Origin of the sequence: Endozoicomonas sp. ALD068, from assembly GCF_049310145.1 — a bacterium.
Lineage (GTDB): Bacteria > Pseudomonadota > Gammaproteobacteria > Pseudomonadales > Endozoicomonadaceae > Endozoicomonas_A.
In genome coordinates, this window is the sequence record NZ_JBLYNU010000004.1 from 4,630,557 (window position 1) to 4,647,556 (window position 17,000).

At 46.8% G+C, this 17,000-nt stretch carries 8 protein-coding genes; 5 read left to right on the forward strand and 3 right to left on the reverse strand.

The genetic code is table 11. The annotated features are described in order from the left end of the window. The first annotated feature begins 178 nt into the window (after nucleotides 1–178). Nucleotides 179–3,916 carry an RING finger domain-containing protein gene (locus tag ACO6V5_RS16845; RefSeq protein WP_422413760.1) on the forward strand — a complete coding sequence of 1,246 codons (3,738 nt, stop codon included), beginning with the start codon at nucleotides 179–181 and terminating at the stop codon, nucleotides 3,914–3,916. Between the two features lie 241 nt (nucleotides 3,917–4,157). Then, the gene (locus ACO6V5_RS16850; protein WP_422442131.1) at nucleotides 4,158–7,451 is read left to right on the forward strand and encodes an RING finger domain-containing protein; all 3,294 of its coding nucleotides are present in this window, start codon (nucleotides 4,158–4,160) and stop codon (nucleotides 7,449–7,451) included. Between the two features lie 309 nt (nucleotides 7,452–7,760). Here the strand turns inward: ACO6V5_RS16850 and ACO6V5_RS16855 are convergent, their stop codons facing one another. Continuing rightward, complete coding sequence (locus ACO6V5_RS16855; protein WP_422139738.1) at nucleotides 7,761–7,889, reverse strand: hypothetical protein; 129 nt, start codon at nucleotides 7,887–7,889, stop codon at nucleotides 7,761–7,763. A 75-nt stretch (nucleotides 7,890–7,964) separates the two neighbouring features. Between ACO6V5_RS16855 and ACO6V5_RS16860 the strand changes: the two genes are divergently transcribed. The 3 genes from ACO6V5_RS16860 to ACO6V5_RS16870 all read left to right on the forward strand — a co-directional run bounded on the left by ACO6V5_RS16860 (nucleotide 7,965) and on the right by ACO6V5_RS16870 (nucleotide 15,386). Then, a complete protein-coding gene (locus ACO6V5_RS16860) occupies nucleotides 7,965–9,998 on the forward strand; it encodes a hypothetical protein (protein WP_422412596.1) in 2,034 nt (677 codons plus the stop codon). Nucleotides 9,999–10,212: 214 nt separating this feature from the next. Next, entirely contained in the window at nucleotides 10,213–10,935 is a 723-nt protein-coding gene (locus ACO6V5_RS16865; protein WP_422412598.1) for a CHY zinc finger protein, read from the forward strand. Between the two features lie 314 nt (nucleotides 10,936–11,249). Beyond that, complete coding sequence (locus ACO6V5_RS16870) at nucleotides 11,250–15,386, forward strand: CHY zinc finger protein (RefSeq protein ID WP_422412600.1); 4,137 nt, start codon at nucleotides 11,250–11,252, stop codon at nucleotides 15,384–15,386. Nucleotides 15,387–15,428: 42 nt separating this feature from the next. Here the strand turns inward: ACO6V5_RS16870 and ACO6V5_RS16875 are convergent, their stop codons facing one another. Then, nucleotides 15,429–16,172, reverse strand: a complete 744-nt coding sequence (locus ACO6V5_RS16875; RefSeq protein ID WP_422136615.1) for a DUF484 family protein — start codon at nucleotides 16,170–16,172, stop codon at nucleotides 15,429–15,431. Continuing rightward, nucleotides 16,169–16,999, reverse strand: coding sequence for a diaminopimelate epimerase (dapF, locus tag ACO6V5_RS16880; protein WP_422136614.1), 831 nt, complete (start codon nucleotides 16,997–16,999; stop codon nucleotides 16,169–16,171). Before dapF ends, ACO6V5_RS16875 begins: the two co-directional genes overlap by 4 nt. Nucleotide 17,000 lies beyond the last annotated feature (1 nt).

The following is a 17,000-nucleotide window of genomic DNA, read 5'->3' on the forward strand; positions in this document are numbered from 1 at the left end:
AATCCATTTAGCAATTTTGACATTCTTGTCTATTATCTGTTTTTTCTACGAATAATAAGACCTTCCAGTAATGTTTCTTTATTTTTCAGGGCAGAAGGCCAGCACAGACCTTTCTGATTGTACTCTGTCAGGCAAACAGGACAGGTCCGGGTTGTTATCATAAGTTAGTGAGATTTGAATGCACCTTTACCGCTTATTCATAGCATTTGTTCTTTTCCTGGTGGCTATGGCAGTTTTGCCTTTGTGCTATTCCTCAACCATCATTGACCGACATAATCCGGGAGGGCACAAGGTTCGGATTGAGATCAATGATGGCAAAGATCCTCAGTTTGTGAGTCAGTGGCAAATGAACTTGCTGCTACCGAAGGGTTTCGATGACCAAAACAGTATCCTTTGCTTTAAGGCGCCTGTGGTGCCAGCAGATTCCAACAGTATTGCGATATTGGTGACGAACGACCCGAGCAACTATTGTTATCAACTGATGATACTGACAAAAGAACAAACACCCGACTTCCAACATATCTCTCAACATGCGTCTAAAAATGGCACGCTTGTTCACTTAAGATCCACGACGGCAGACAGACCGGAATTAACTTCTGTCACTACCGATCAACTTCACAACGATAAGCCCCATACTGCCCCTTTAACCCTTCTGACCTATACCGACAACATAAACGACAGTGGGTTGAAAACCGGCCAACCCGGGAATAACACACTGACATTAACGGGCGGCAAGCCCGCTGGCATCGGCGATTTTCCCGGTGGTGGCAACGGTGGCTTCTTCTTTTTGCCGCCCCCCCCACCCTGGGGAGGTGGCGGTGGGAGACCATCGGGATTATTTGAAATAGATCTGGTTATCCTGAAACCCGTCATCAACTGGCTGATGTCCATTGGTAAAGATTCTGCTTCGTTTGAAGAGCCACCCTCCCCGGCGCGTCTGATAATGACACGGGTTAATGCCGATGGCTCTTCCAGCGAAGCTGCTATACCTGTTGGCTGGCTCGACTTCCTCACTGTTGAACAACTGACCGATGTTGATTTCTGGAACACCCTCCTGCAACATGCCGCCACTTCATGCCCCACCAGCGAAAGCCTTATTAGGCAGCTTGGCTGTTTCAAACTATTGCTTGAGCGAACGGCCTTGAAGAGACATCATGGCGGTGGCCTGAAGGCCGCTAATGGAGATGGCCAACCCTCTGGTAGCGCACCAAATTCAAGATCAGAGGACAAAAATAACAGCCATCAAAAGGACAAAAAAGAAGCACCTGAAGATCAGAACAACAACTCACCGGGAGAAGGCAATGATGGCAGCGGGGATGGTAATAACAGAAAAGACGACAATGGCGAGGAGAGTGAAAAAAATGCCAGGACTCAAAACCTTCAGGTACTTGCCAACCAGCTTGTAGCCATCATTGAAAGTGACGATCCTGATGCTGTTTTTAAGCTGCGGCAAATACTGGATAAGCTCAACATGCCACAGCGTTTGCAGGTTTTGGAAACGAGAAGCGCAAACACCAGTGGTAATGCTGTCAGTCCTCTTGAGGCGATACTGGAACTGCAGCGTTCTTGCTATGAGAATTCATCGCGCAACCGGTTTATCGAGCAGCTGATAGAAGCCACGAGCGATAAAACACGGACTTTGAATGACCCTGACATTCTGGCTTCACTGCAACCGATAGCCCGACCACTGTCCGAAGCTGGCAACAACAACCTGATGATTTTGTACAGGATTGTTCTGGACATAATCCATAGAGTTAATCAATCTGGCCAGCAACCACCAATAGGACAATTTGAAAAAAATTGTTTTATTCAGTACTTCGTTCAATTGTTTCTGTTCTATTCAAACCCACTTGAACTTATTGGTAATCTGTTAGGGCAAATATCAGATTCAGCGGTAACCCATGAGATTATAATTGCTGCACAATCATTGACATCTGCCAGTTCTTTTTCAAATGCCTTTATACAATTTCACCAACACCCCTCGTTTCATGAATTACAACATTTCTTAAATGAACGGTTAAGAAACCCACAGCAGGGAGCAAGGCCAAAACGGCCCACCCTTTCTCATCAGTCAAATACGCCGCACCAAAAACGATTAAAAACAGAACGATCTTATGGGGATGATGACATGACTATCATTGCTTTTTGCGATGATGCATTGAAAGTGAATAAGGTGCAACATACACAAATTACTCATAATAAGTGCCCAATATGTTGTGAGCGCTTTTTACGCACAGCAGGATTAGTGAAAACACCCTGCAATCACATTTTTCACGTGCTTTGCTTGAATCTGTGGCTCCAAAAAAGGCTACCTGATCTTGCAATTAAAACTTGTCCTGTATGTCGATCAGAATTAAAAAGCTCAAAAGAAAAACTTAACAACCTTAACAGGCTATTGAATAAATACGGCAATTGTCATTTGTTAGACACTGCAGATAGAGCCGTTAAGGAATGGAATAGAACAACAAGTCATGAAGCCTTATACCATTTTGTCCAACTTTGCAGACTCAACAGTCAGGCATCAGATGATCCACGGTATGCCAATATCTTGAGAAAAATAATTTATCCCGTTATAAAAGCCAACATTCGCCATGACTCTGAGATCACGTCAGCCAGCTTCAGCCCTGATAGCCGCCAGGTGGTGACCGCCGGTGAAGATTGTACTGCGAAAATCTATGGCCATAAGGCCGATGGATCGTGGGAAGAAGAGGCCATTATTCGCCACAATGGTAAGGTCAAATCAGCCAGCTTCAGCCGCGATAGCTGTCGTGTAGTTACTGCCAGTGAGGATCACAAGGCGAAAATCCTGGGCCAAAAGGACGATGGATCATGGACAGAAGAACTCACCGTTCAACATACTGGTACGGTCAACTCAGCCAGCTTCAGCACTGATAGCCAACGTATGGTGACTGCCAGTGACGATGGTACCGCAATAATCTTTGGCCAAAAGGACGACAGGCCATGGGAAACAGAAGCCAGCATTAGCCACAATGGTCCGATCCAATCAGCCACCTTCAGCCCCGATGGTAGCCATGTGGTGACTTTCGGTAAAGATAACCTGGTGAAAATCACTGGCAGGTCGGCCAATGGAGCATGGCAAGAAAAAGTCATCATTGCCCATGATTACACGGTCAACTCAGCTACCTTCAGCACCGACAGCCGCCGTGTGGTGACCGCCAGTGGCGATGGTACGGCAATAATCTGTGCCCAACAGGACGATGGATCATGGGAAAGAGAATTGACCATTAGCCATATCGACAGCGGGGGTCCGATCATATCTGCCGAGTTCAGCCCCGATGGCCGCCATGTGATGACTGTTGCCGGGGATGACCTGGTTAAAATCTATGGCAGGCAGGACAATGGATTATGGGTAAAGAAAGCCATCATTGCCCATGAAGATCGGATCAACTCAGCCAGCTTCAGCGCCGATGGATGCCATTTGGTGACCGCCAGTTCTGATAATACGGCCAAAATCTATGGCGAAAAGACCGATGCAGCATGGGAAGAAGAAATGACTATCTGCCACAACCATAGACTCTTATCGGCCACTTTCAGCCCCGATAGCCAACATGTGGTGACTGCCAGCAGAGGCAGGACGGCAAAAATTCATAGCCACAATAATAATGGATCATGGGAAGAAAAGACCACCATCCTTCATGAAGGCTGGGTTCGTTCAGCCACCTTCAGCGCCAATAGCCGCTTTGCGGCGACCGCGAGTATCGATAGGAAGGCGAAAATCTATAGCCTGAAAGACGATGCATCATGGCAAAAAGAAATCACTATCTATCATCATGGTGCGGTATTCTTGGCCAACTTCAGCGCTGATAGCCGCTTTCTGGTGAACACCAGTTGTATTTCAGATATTGGTCGCTATCAGGAGGCTGCGATGATCACTGAACTCTGGAAGGACGAATGAAAGCAAACCGCCCTTCTCTGACTTCAAGATGTTGCGGAAGACATTGTGGCACAAGACAAGTAGTCCCTATAGCGATTCAGAAATTTTTGGCTATCCTCTGTTTGTACTGCAAATGATGAGATTGGCCAATGCCGTTCCTTTATTTTTCCAGAGCAAAAAGTCAGCACCGATTGTCCCGGCATTTTCTATCAGACAAAGAGGGCGGATTGGATATTATCGACCAGGTTACAGAGAGACTTCAGTGCAGTTTTACCGCACATTTATAGCTTTCATGGCCTTTGTCCTGTCATTACCAGCTATGGTGATTGCACCGTCAGGCTACTCTTACACCCTCATTGACCAGCATAATCCAGATGGGCACGAGGTTCGGATTCTGACCCTTCTGACCTATTCCGACAACCTGGCTGACATCGGACCGAAAACCAGCCAAACCCGCAATAACACACAGACATTGTCAGGTGGCAAGCTCGCTGGCATCGACGATTTTCCCGGTAGCGGGAGTGGCGGCTTCTCCTGCCTCGCCAGCGAAAGCTTCCAATGGCAGCCTGGTTGTTTCAAACCATGGCTTGAGCGAACGGTCTTGAAGACAAATCATAACGGTGGCCTGAAGGCAGGTAACGGCGATGGGCAGCCTTCTGGCAGAGCACCTGATCCAAAGCCAAAGGACGAAAATAATCACCATCAAAAGGAAACAAGAGAAGAACCTCAAGATCAGGAAAACCAATCACCGGGTGAAGGCCATGATGGCAATGGGAATGGCAATAACGGAAAAGACGACGATGAATCGGTGACTAAAAACAATGACTCCACTCAAGACCTTCAGGTACTTGCAAATCAGCTTATAAACATCATTGAAAGCGGCGATCCCAGTGCCGTTTTTAAACTCAGGAAAATAATGGATGAGCTGGACATGCTTCAGCGTTTGCAGGTTCTGGAAACAAAAGGCACAAACAGCAGGGATGAAAGTATCACTCCTCTTGAGACGGTACTGCAACTGCAGCGTTCTCTCGAACAGAATTCATTGCGCAACCCATTTATCGAGCAGCTGATAGAAGCCACAAGCGATAAAAAACAGACTTTGAATGACCTTGACACTCTGCCTGCACTCCAGACAATAATTCCACCGGACCCGGCAATACCCGAAGCTGGTGACAACAACCTGATGATTTTGTACAAGATTGTTCAGGACATAATCCAGAGAGTCAATCAATCTGACCAACAGCCACCTGTAGGACACTTTGAAAAACGTTGCTTTGCTGAATACTTCGTCCAGTTATTCCTGACCTACTCTAACCCACTTGAGCTTATTCATTATCTGTCAGGACAAATATCAGATTTAGCCATAAGGATTGATATTATAACCGTTGCACAATCATTTACATTTCCTGCCTCTTTTGCAGATACCTTTGCACATTTTCATCAACACCCGGCGCTTCATGAATTACAACATTTCGTAAATGAACAGTTAATTCAGCTGCGTACCGACCCTTCACCCCATGAGCCAGTAATGAGTTCTACCCCACAAGTTAATAGCTGCCAAAGTGCCTCTGGTACTGGATACTCAAAGCAGGGAGCAAGGCCAAAGCAACCCGCCCTTACTCATCAGGCAAATGGGCTGCGCCAAAAACGATTAAAGAAAAGACGATCACACGGTGGTCATTCAACTCGTCTGGCAAGTACATCATCTTTTGTCGGTGCGGATAGAGCCATGGCTGTGCCTGGCAAGAAAACAATGGATGATTATATAAATATCAATGCCTTTCGCGATAATACATTTAAAGTGGATAAGGTGAAACATGCACAAATTACTGATAATAAGTGCCCAATATGTTGTAAGCGCTTTTCACGCACAGCAAGATTAGTGAAAACGCCATGTCATCACGTTTTTCATGTGCATTGTTTAAATCTGTGGCTGCAAAAAGGGCTATCTGACCTTTCAGTTAAAACTTGTCCTGTATGTCGATCAGAATTAAATGACTTAAGAGAAAAACTTAACGACTTTATCAGTCTATTGAAAAAATACGGCAATTGTCATTCGTTAGACAGTGCAAATAGAGCCGTTAAGGAATGGAATATAACAGAAACATGTTATGAAGCCCTATACCATTTTGTCCAACTTTGCAGGCACAACAATCAGGGTCCAGATGACTCACAGTTCGTCAATATCTTGAGGACAATAATTCATCCCGTTACAAAAGCCAACATTCCCCATGACCTTGAGATCAACTCAGCCTCCTTCAGCCCTGATAGCCGCCGGATGGTGACCGCCAGTGACGACTGTACCGCGAAAATCTACGGCTATAAGGCCGACGGATCATGGGAAGAGGAGGTCACTATCCGCCACAATGGTCCGGTCAAATCAGCCAGCTTTAGCAACGACAATTGTCGCGTAGTAACTGCCAGCACAGATCACACAACGAAAATCTTTGGCCAGAAGGACGATGCATCATGGGAAGAAGAACACTGTGTTCAACATACTGGTAAGGTCAACTCAGCCACCTTCAGCGCTGATAGCCACCATGTAGTGACTGCCAGTGAAGATCGTACGGCAATAATCTTTGGCCAAAAAGACAACAGACAATGGGGACCAGAAGTCACCATTAGACACAATGGTCCGATCCAATCAGCCGCCTTCAGCCCCGATAGTAGCCATGTGATGACTGTCGGTAAAGATAACATGGTAAAAATCACTGGCAGGTTGGCCAATGGATTATGGAAAATAAAAACCATCATTACCCATGATGACGCTGTCAACTCAGCTACCTTCAGCGCTGATAGCCACCATATAGTGACTGCCAGTGACGATGCTACGGCAATAATCTATGGCCAACAGGACGATGGCTCATGGGAAAAAGAATTGACCATTAGCCATATCGACAGCGATGGCCCGATCCAATCAGCCGGGTTTAGCCCTGATGACTGCCATGTGATGACTGTTGGCAGGGATGACCTGGTTAAAATCTATGGCAGGCAGAACAATGGACCATGGGTAAAAAAAGCCATCATTGCCCATGAAGATCGGATCAACTCAGCTACCTTCAGCGCCGATGGATGCCATTTGGCGACCGCCAGTGACGATAATACGGCGAAAATCTATGGCAAAAAAACCGATGCATCATGGGAAGAAGAAATAACTATCTGCCACTACCATAAGGTCCTCTCAGCCACCTTCACCCCCAGTAGCAGACGTCTGATAACCACCAGTATCGACAGGGCAAGCAAAGAGTATTGCCAGAATGACAATGGATCATGGAATGAAGACAGCCCTACCCTTTATAAAGATTGGGTCTGTTTCCCTTCAGCCACCTTCAGCACCGATAGCCGCTTTGCGGCGACCTTCACTATCGACAGGAAGACAAAAATCCATACCCTGGAGGGCGATGCATCATCGAAAAAAGAAATCTCTACCTGTCACAGTGGTACGGTACTCTCAGCCAACTTCAGCGCCAATAGCCGTTTTCTGGTAACCACCCATTTCGTGTCATATGGTCGCCACCACTCTGCAAAAATCACTGAACTATGGAAGGAAGAATAACAGACAAGTATTTTGCCGGTTAAGAGATTGATGCTGCCGAAGGCTCTGTCGCACAAGACAAGCAATCCACATAGCAATTTAGAAATACTTGGCTATTCTCTGTTTCTACAACAAATAACAGGATTGGCTAAAGATGTTCCTTTATTTTTTCAGGGTGGAACTGTTCTGACGCACTCTATCAGGCAAAGAGTACGGGTTGGAATTGTCGACACAAGTTGTAAAGCGAGATTTGAATGGACTTTTTTCCGCTTATTCATAGCATTTGTACTTTTCCTGCTGGCTATGGCGGTTGTGCCGTTATGCTATTGCTCAACTCTCATTGACCAGCATCATCCCGATGGGCACGGGGTTCGGATTGAAATCGATGATTTCACGGATCCGCAGGGTGTGATTCAGTGGCAAATGGTTTTGCTCCTTCCGGAAGGCTTCAATGACCAAAACAGCTTCCTTTGTTTTAAAGTACCTGTGGCGCCAGCAGATTACGACAGTACCTCGATATGGGTCAGGAACAACTTGAGTGACTATTGCTATCAGCCAGTAATAGTAAGGGAAGAGCATATACCCTTCTTCCATGATGTCTCAGAACGCGCCTCTGAAAATGGCACACTGATTCGCTTAAAATCCACGACGGCAGAGAGTCCAGAGCTTATTTCTGTCACCACGGATCAACCGCTGAACGTCAAACCTCGGGCTATCCCACTGACCCTTCTGGTCTACCCCGACGAGATCACGGACAGTGGGCTGGAAACCGGACAAACCCAAAATAACACACTGTCATCAACAGGAGACAAGCTCGCTGGCAAAGCCAATTTTCCCAGTGGTGGCAACGGGGGCTTCTTCCACTTGCCTCCCCCTCCACCCGGGGGAGGAGGGAGACCAACGGGATTATTCGAAATAGATCTTGTTATCCTGAAACCCGTCATCAACTGGCTGATGTCTTTAGGCAAGGATTCTACCTCAACTGAGGAACAGCCATCCCGGGCGCGTCTGAAAATGACGCGCGTTAACGCAGATGGTTCTTCCAGTGAGGCCGTTATACCCGTCGGTTGGCTTGACTTCCTGAATATTGAACAACTGACCGATGTTTATTTCTGGAACACTCTCTTCCAACGTGCCGCCACTGCTTGCCCAGCCAACAAAAGCCTTCAGTGGCAACTTGGCTGCTTGAAACTATTTCTTGAGCAAACAGCCCTGAAAACAGATCATGCCGGTGTCTTAAAGACCGCTGATGGGGATGGAGAAGCATCGGGTGATTTACCAGATAAAACACCAAAGGACGAAAATAACGACCACCCTGAAGAGAAAAAAGGTGAACCTGAAGATCAGGAGAACAATTCACCGGGAGAAGGCAGTTATAGCAGTGGAGATGGTGACAAAAGAAAAGACAACAATGGCAAAAAAAGTGAAAAAAGCACCAGGACTCAGGACCTTCAGCTACTTGCTAACCAGCTTTTAGCCATTATTGAGAGCGACGATCCCGATGCCGTTTTCAAGCTGAGGCAGATACTGGACGAGCTGGACCTGCCCCAGCGTTTGCAGGTTCTGGAGACAAAGGGCACAAATACTGCGGGCAATACTGTCACGCCTCTTGAGGCGATATTGCACCTGCAGCGTTCTTTCGATGAGAACTCAACGCGCAACCAGTTTATCAGGCAACTGATAGAAGCTACGAGTGATCAAACAAGGATTCTGGATGATTTTAACAACCCCTCTGAACTCCAACCAATCGCCCCACCTGACTGGGCACTGCCCGAAGCAGCCGACAGTAACCTGATGATTTTGTATAAGATTGTTCTGGATATCATCCACAGGGTTAATCAATCTGACCAACAGCCACCCATAGGAAACTTTGAAAAATGTTGCTTTACCGAATACTTTGTTCAATTGTTCCTGCTCTGTTCAAACCCACTGGTACCTATTCGTGAACTGTTAGGAAAAATATCAGATTCGGGCATCAGCCGTGATATTATGATTTCTGCACAATCATTTACCTTCTCCATCTCTTTTCGCGATATCTTTATACAACTTAATCAGCACCCATCGCGCCTTGAATTAGTGCGCCTTTCAAATGAGTTGATCAAGCAGGCGCATACTATCGAGTTACTGCAAATGCCTTCACTACAAGCCTCTTCACTACAAGCCCCTTTCACAGAACCTGTAATCAGTCAGAGAGATATTGCCTTTAACACTACCACTGCAAACAATGGAAATATGCTCACCCATTCCATCCAGCAAGTTAATAGCTACCACAATGCCTCTCGCTCTACCGACAGCGCTCCTGGCTTAGCAACTGACAGATACTTACAGCAGGGAGCCAGACCAAAGCTGCCTGCCCTTGCAGGTCCCCAAAATGCCTCCTTCCAAAGGAGATCTCAGACAAGACATTCACATGGTCATCATCAATCCAACTGGGCAGACGACCGATCTGATCTGGAAGAGTTGGGAATAGATCAAAACTTCTTAATTAAACATTCGATCGATAACTCTATTCTCGTTGATCTGAAAAGACGCGCTCAGGAAAAAGAAAAAAAAAAGACAACGGATTGAAGAGTTAACTCTAGAGGTTCAAGAATTAAGAAGAGAGAATCAGGCGTTAACTTCAGAAGCTCAGGGACTAAGAAGAGAAAACCAGAATTTAACTTCAGAGTCTCAATGGTTGAGAAGAGGGCATCAGGAATTAACTGAAGAGGTTCAAGGATTAAGAAGAGAGAATCGGAGGTATTGTGATTCGCGGGCCCGTTTGGAAGAGTCAGTAGACTATGTGAACCAACAAGCACGGTATCAGACGGCAGCGGCAAGCCCGGGCTCGATAGCAAACAACGAAGCAGAGTCTCACGCATGTTACCAGCAATCAAGCCCCCTGAATGAAGAGCCAAACCCATCGAACGCGCAGTTAAATACATCTGCGCAACCAGAACGAAACTCATTATGCGGTCATTACCAGAGGTTATGCCTTGTGAACTTTGGATGCTGTGCCGGATTTTTCCCCTGCCAAAGATGTCACAACATTAGTAATGACTGCGACGTTGACGATCGCATGGCTGTTGATGGAATAAGGCTTCGGTGCTCTCTGTGTCACTATGAGGGGGACATTACAGAAGACTCACAGACGTGTCCGGGATGCAATCAGCTAATGTCGGAATATTACTGTGCAAAATGCAAACATTTCACCAGTATGAATATCACACCGTTCCACTGCAATAAATGCGGTATTTGCCGAATAAACGAGGAAGAGAACTTTCACTGCGATGTTTGCAATGTCTGTCTGGACATAAGGTTGCAAGGCAATCACAAATGCCGGGAAAACTCAGGCCACGATGAGTGCTGCATCTGCCTGGAAGATGCCTTCGGCGGCTGCCGGATACTGCCCTGCTCCCACAAAATTCATAGGGAATGCGCCATTGAGTTGGTTAAAAACGGGATAAGAACCTGCCCTGTTTGCAGAAGCCCTCTATATACTCCGTTAGTTGAAAATAGCAATTAACCCTCCGACCGGATTAAATAATCACCACCGGTAATCACTTGATGTTTATAGTGCAGGAAGGAGGGGCTATTGTGCAGTTTCTGGCGGTGCAGAGTTTGCTGCTTCCCAAGACTTTACGATAAAAGGCATGCAACCCACATAGCAATTCAGAAATTCTTGTCTATTATCTGTTTGTTCTAAGAATAATAAAACCGCTCAATAATGCTCTTTTGTTTTTCCAGAGTAGAAAGTCGGCACAGATTGTCCGGACGTTTTTATATCAGACAAGGAGGGTGGAATTGGTGTTATTAACATAATTATATAGAAAGATTTGAATGCATTTTTACCGTTTATTCATGGCGTTTGTTCTTTTCCCGCTTGCTATGGTGGTTGTGCCATTATGCTACTCCTCAACCCTCATTGACCGACATCATTTAGACGGGAGCAGGGTTCAGATTGAAATCAATGATGCTGCAGATCCGCAGGGTGTCAGTCGGTGGCAAGTAAACTTGCTGCTTCCGAAAGGTTTTAATGACCGAAAAAGCATTCTCTGCTTTAAGGCGCCTGTGACTCCAGAAGATTCGAACAGTATCGCAATATCGCTCACGAACGACTTGAGTGACTATTGCTATCAGCTACTGATAATGGAGGAAGAGCAAACACCCATCTTCCAGGATGTCTCACAGGGTACCTCTGAAAATGGCACGCTTGTTCGCTTAAAATCCACGACGGCAGACAGACCAGAGTTGACTTCTGTAACCAGCGATCAACCGCTGAAGGACGAGCCCCATATTGCTCCAATGACCCTTCTGGTCCACCCCGACAACATAGCAAACAGTGGACTGGAAACCGGCCAATCCCGAAATAACACACTGTCATCGACAGGAGGCCAGTTCACTGGCACGGGCAATTTTCCCAGTGGTGGCAATGGCGGCTTCTTCTACTTGCCTCCCCCTCCCCCCTGGGGAGGTGGTGGGGGCAGACCATCGGGATTATTCGAAATAGACCTGGTTATCCTCAACCCCATCATCAATTGGCTGATGTTTATTGGTAAGGATTCTATCTCGTTTCAGGAACAGCCGTCTCCGGCCCGTCTGAAGATGACACGCGTCAACGCAGATGGCTCTTCCAGTGAGGCCGTTATACCCATTGGTTGGCTTGACTTCCTGGATGTAAATCAACTGACCGATGTTAATTTCTGGAACACCCTTTTGCAGCGTGCCGCCAATTCTTGCCCGGCCAGCGAAAGTCTTCAGTGGCAGCTTGGCTGTTTGAAACTATTTCTTGAGCGCACAGCCCTGAAGACAAGTGGCCTGAAAGCGGGCAATGGGGATGGTGAACCTACTGGCAGGGCACCAGACAGAGAATCAAAGGACGAAAATAACTATCAACAAAAAGAACAAAGAGATGAACCTGAAGGTCAGGAGAGCAGATCACCGGGGGAAGGTGATGATAGCAGTGAAGATTGGAATAACAGAAAAGACGACAATGAAGATGAAGATGAGAATGAAGAAAACACCGGGACTCAGGACCTTCAGGTACTTGCGAACCAACTTGTCGCCATCATTAAGAGCAACGACCCCAACGCCGTTCACAAGCTAAGGCGAATACTGAATGAGCTGGACATGCCTGAGCGTTTGCAGGTTCTGGAAACCAAAAGCACAAACACCAGGGGTAATGCTGTCACTCCTCTTGAGGCGGTACTGGAACTGCAGCGTACTTACCGTGAGAACTCAGTGCGCAACCGGTTTATCAGGCAGCTGATAGAAGCCACGAGCGATGAAACACAGGCTTTGAATGACCTTGGCACCCTGTCTACAAGTGAACCGATTATTCCACCTGAGCAGGCACTGCCGGAAGCTGCCGATAACAACCTGATAATTTTGTATAAGATTGTTCAGGACATAATTGACAGGGTCAATCAATCTGACCAACAGCCACCAATAGGACAATTTGAACAATGTTGCTTTACTGAATACTTTGTTCAATTGTTCCTGTTCTATGAAAAACCGCTTGGGCCTATTCGTGAACTGTTAGGAAAAGTATCAGATATAACCACACGAAGTAATATTTTGTTCCACGCAAGGCCGTTTACATTCCCCAAGCCTTTTATAAATATTACGCAATTTGATCAGCACCCGTCGTTTCAAGAATTATTAAGCTTTTCAGATAAACTCTTGAGGCAGGTGCAATCTTACTCATCATCACAAGCGCCTTCGCCAAAAGAGTCTTCACCACAAGCGTCTTTAATCCGTAACAGAGATTATATCTCCGACGACACAACTGACGGTGCCTGCCCCGAGCCTGATGAACATCAATCCGAGTGTAACGGTGATAATACCTCCAACGAAATAATTGTCAGCAATGCAAGCCCATTCTCCGATTCAATCCAGCCTGTGGATAGCTTACAGGCAAGTTCATTCACTGATTCAGTCCAACCAGCTGATAGCTTCCAGGCAAGTTCATTGACCGATTCAGTCCAACCAGTTGATAGCTTGCAGGCAAATTCACTCACCGATTCAGTCCAACCAGTTGATAGCTTCCAGGCCAGTGCAAACACTCATTCAATCCAGCCTGCTGATAGCTTCCAGGCAAGTTCATTCACCGATTCAGTCCGACCAGTTGATAGCTTCCAGGCCAGTGCAAACACTCATTCAATCCGGACTGTTGATAGCTTTAAGGCAAGTGCAAACACTTATTTAATCCGACCCGTTGATAGCTTCCAGGCAAGCGCAAACACACATTCAATCTGGTCTGTTGACGGCTTCAAGGCCAGTTCAAACACTCTTTCACTCCGGCCCGTTGGTAGCCTCCAAAGTGCCTCTGGCGCCACCGGCAGCACCCCTAACGTACCAACAAACAGATATTTACAGCAGGGAGCAAGGCCAAAGCAGACTGCACTTACCAATCAGCGAATCGGCCCTTTCGAAAGGCGATTACAGGCAGGACGTTCACACGGTGCTTATCACGCCAGTAGGGCACGTGACCGATCCGATATGGAAGTGTCAGGGATAAATCAAGACTTCTTAAGTAAACATACGACCGATGCTTCTCTTCTCGTCGCCCAAACTTATCCCCAACCTTCTTTGCCTGCACAGATGTGGGATAGCAACGGACTGCCTTCAAATCCTTCACCGATTGCTCCGGAAAATGCATTTAATGCATTCGAAAACCCTGCCCTTTATGAACTTGGAAACTTGAATAGCAGTTTAAGAGAGTTAGAACATGCTACAAATCAATACCACTGGCTTACAGAAATGATTGAGCTGCAAAGATGCGATCAGGAGAAAGATAAAGAAAAGATTGCAAAGTTAACTGGACAAAACGAACAGTTAAGAGAATTGAACCAAATGTTAAGAACAGAGAACCAAAGATTAAGAATAGAAAATCAAAATTCAGATATAGAGAATCGAAACTTAAATGTAGAAAATCATGAATTAACGATAAAGAATCAAGAATTAAATGCAGATATTGAGGGGTTGCGAGGCTGCGTAACTTATTTTGAAGATCAAAACAGAAGCTTGAATAACCAATATTCAATATTGATGCGTGAGCTTCGTCAGCTACGATCAGCAAACCGCATGAATGATCGAACAGATCAACCTATGGCAGAGGTCTGGCCGACGATGCGAATCTCAGCCGATTTTGTTTCTCACGATCACTCGATCACTCACAATGAGCTGGAAAACTCGTCTGACTCCTCCGATTCAGGGCCACCATCTGTAAGCGATATGCCTCATGGAGAAAATCAACAGATGGCCGCAGCCAACACTTTGCAGATCATTGACTCATATTCTGCCCCTTACCAGCAGCCGTGCACCCAAAGCGGGCATGCAAACCCGCCCGATGAGCAGGCAGGCTGTTCAAACGTAGATTTACAACGGCTTCCACTGCAAGAGTCTCACGGAGCAGGGTGCCAGCATTACCGGAGATTCTGCTCTGTGGGTTTTCCTTGCTGTCCGGGGTATTTCCCCTGCCATAGATGTCATAACGAAAACAAGGATCCTTCATGTACAGCTACACATAAGGCTCTCAATGCAGTACGGCTTAAGTGTTCTCTGTGTGGATATGAGGGAGAAATTAATGAAGATTCCCAGACATGCCCCGGATGTGGAGAGCAAATGTCGGAATATTACTGCGCAATTTGCAAACACTTCACCACAGCACATAATAAACCGCATCACTGCGATAAATGTGGTATTTGCCGAATAAACTCAGATAATTCCTTTCACTGTGATGTTTGCGGTGTCTGCCTTGATAACAGGCTATTGGGCAATCACAAATGTCGGGAAAACTCAGGCCACGATGAGTGCTGCATCTGTCTGGAAGATGCCTTTAGCGGCTGCCAGATATTAGCCTGCTCCCACAAAGTCCATAAGGAATGTGCCATAGCAATGATTAATAACGGGGTAAGAACCTGCCCTGTTTGCAGGCACCCCCTATTTACTCAGGAGCATGAACACAATGATTAAACGTCTGAGCGGATTTAATAGTCGCCGCTGGCTTAGCCTCCTTCAGATAAGACGACTCAAGACGCGGCTGGTCACATCACTGAGATAACCAATGAACAGGCTGCCCATGGAAGCCCGAAAATGATTTTCATCCCGGCTGCCCAGTGCCAAAACACCCACTTTATCCGGGAAATTCAATGGCGCCAGTGCCACTGAACCGATTTCCCCATGGTTGTCCGGAAACAGGAATTCCAGTTCGCGGGACTTCATTCGGCCACAGATGACCTTTTGACCGGAAGATTGTTTATCCCTGAAGCCTGAAAGCAGATCACCCAGAATTTCATCCGCTGTATCAGGATCTTCTTCCCGGATGGTCAGATTGGCTGGTTGGCGGGTAAACAGAATCAGGGAATGAAAATCGATTTCAAAATCCTGCTCCAGACCATCTTTGAGGGTTTCAGTCGCCTGCTCAAGGTCCTGACTTTCCAGCATACCAAGCACCAGTTTGCGAGTCTGTTCGAACAGGCGATCGTTATCCCGGGCAACGTCCACCAGTTTGCCAAGCCTGCGCCGCAACTCAAGATTGTGTTTCCTGAGCAGTTGTAACTGACGTTCAACCAGTGAAATAGCTTCCCCTCTTTCATGGGGAATCTTGAGATCCAACAGCAGTTCATCCTGATTCAAAAAAAAGTCAGGATGGTTCTTCAGATACTGAATCACCTGATCTGCCGTCATAGCAGTGATCTGGTTTTCTCTGCCAGCGTTTTTCTTGTTTGAGGCTTTATCACTGGTGGCCGAGTCTGTCATATCCTTGTTTGTCCTTCGAATACCCTGGTGGCACTCCCTGTCATCATAACCGGGTGACCTTCTCCCCGCCAACGAATCAGAAGACTGCCACCGGTAAGATTAACCCGAACCTCTTCATCCAGAAGTCCTTGTAAACGACCCGCGACAACCGCCGCACAGGCACCGGAACCACAAGCCAGGGTTTCACCCACGCCTCGCTCATAAACCCGGAGGTTGATCTCTGTGGCATCCAGTACCTGCATAAAACCGGCATTACAGCGTTTTGGAAAACGACTATGGCCTTCCAGTTTGGGACCCATTGATTCAACCGGTGCCCGGTTAATATCCTCCACCTGCCATACGGCGTGAGGATTGCCCATGGAAACTGCCCCCACTATCAAACGCTCTCCGTCCACATCAAGGTCATAGGTGGTTTGCATGGATGGTGCGTTGAACGGAATCTGTTGAGGCTCCAGCACCGGAATACCCATGTCCACCGTAACATCGCCATTGTCTTCAATGGTGAGTTCCATATTGCCACCTGAAGTCTGAACACGAATGGTGTCACGTCCAATCAGTTTCTTGTCCCTGACAAAACGGGCAAAACAACGGGCACCATTGCCACATTGCTCCACTTCACTGCCGTCGGCATTGAAGATCCGATAACGGAAATCCATATCGGGATCGGTGGGCGGCTCAACCATCAGCAACTGATCAAAACCAATTCCAAAATTCCGGTCAGACAGGCTGCGGATTTTTTCCGGCGTAATGCGTATGGACTGGGTGACTCTGTCAACAACCATAAAGTCATTGCCCAGGCCGTGCATTTTTGTGAAGTGCAACAACATA

Coding starts and splice junctions, on each gene's coding strand:
- ACO6V5_RS16845 (WP_422413760.1), top strand. CDS start 179: ATGCACCTTTACCGCTTATTCATAGCATTTGTTCTTTTCCTGGTGGCT.
- dapF (WP_422136614.1), bottom strand. CDS start 16,999: ATGTTGTTGCACTTCACAAAAATGCACGGCCTGGGCAATGACTTTATG.
- ACO6V5_RS16875 (WP_422136615.1), bottom strand. CDS start 16,172: ATGACAGACTCGGCCACCAGTGATAAAGCCTCAAACAAGAAAAACGCT.
- ACO6V5_RS16870 (WP_422412600.1), top strand. CDS start 11,250: ATGCATTTTTACCGTTTATTCATGGCGTTTGTTCTTTTCCCGCTTGCT.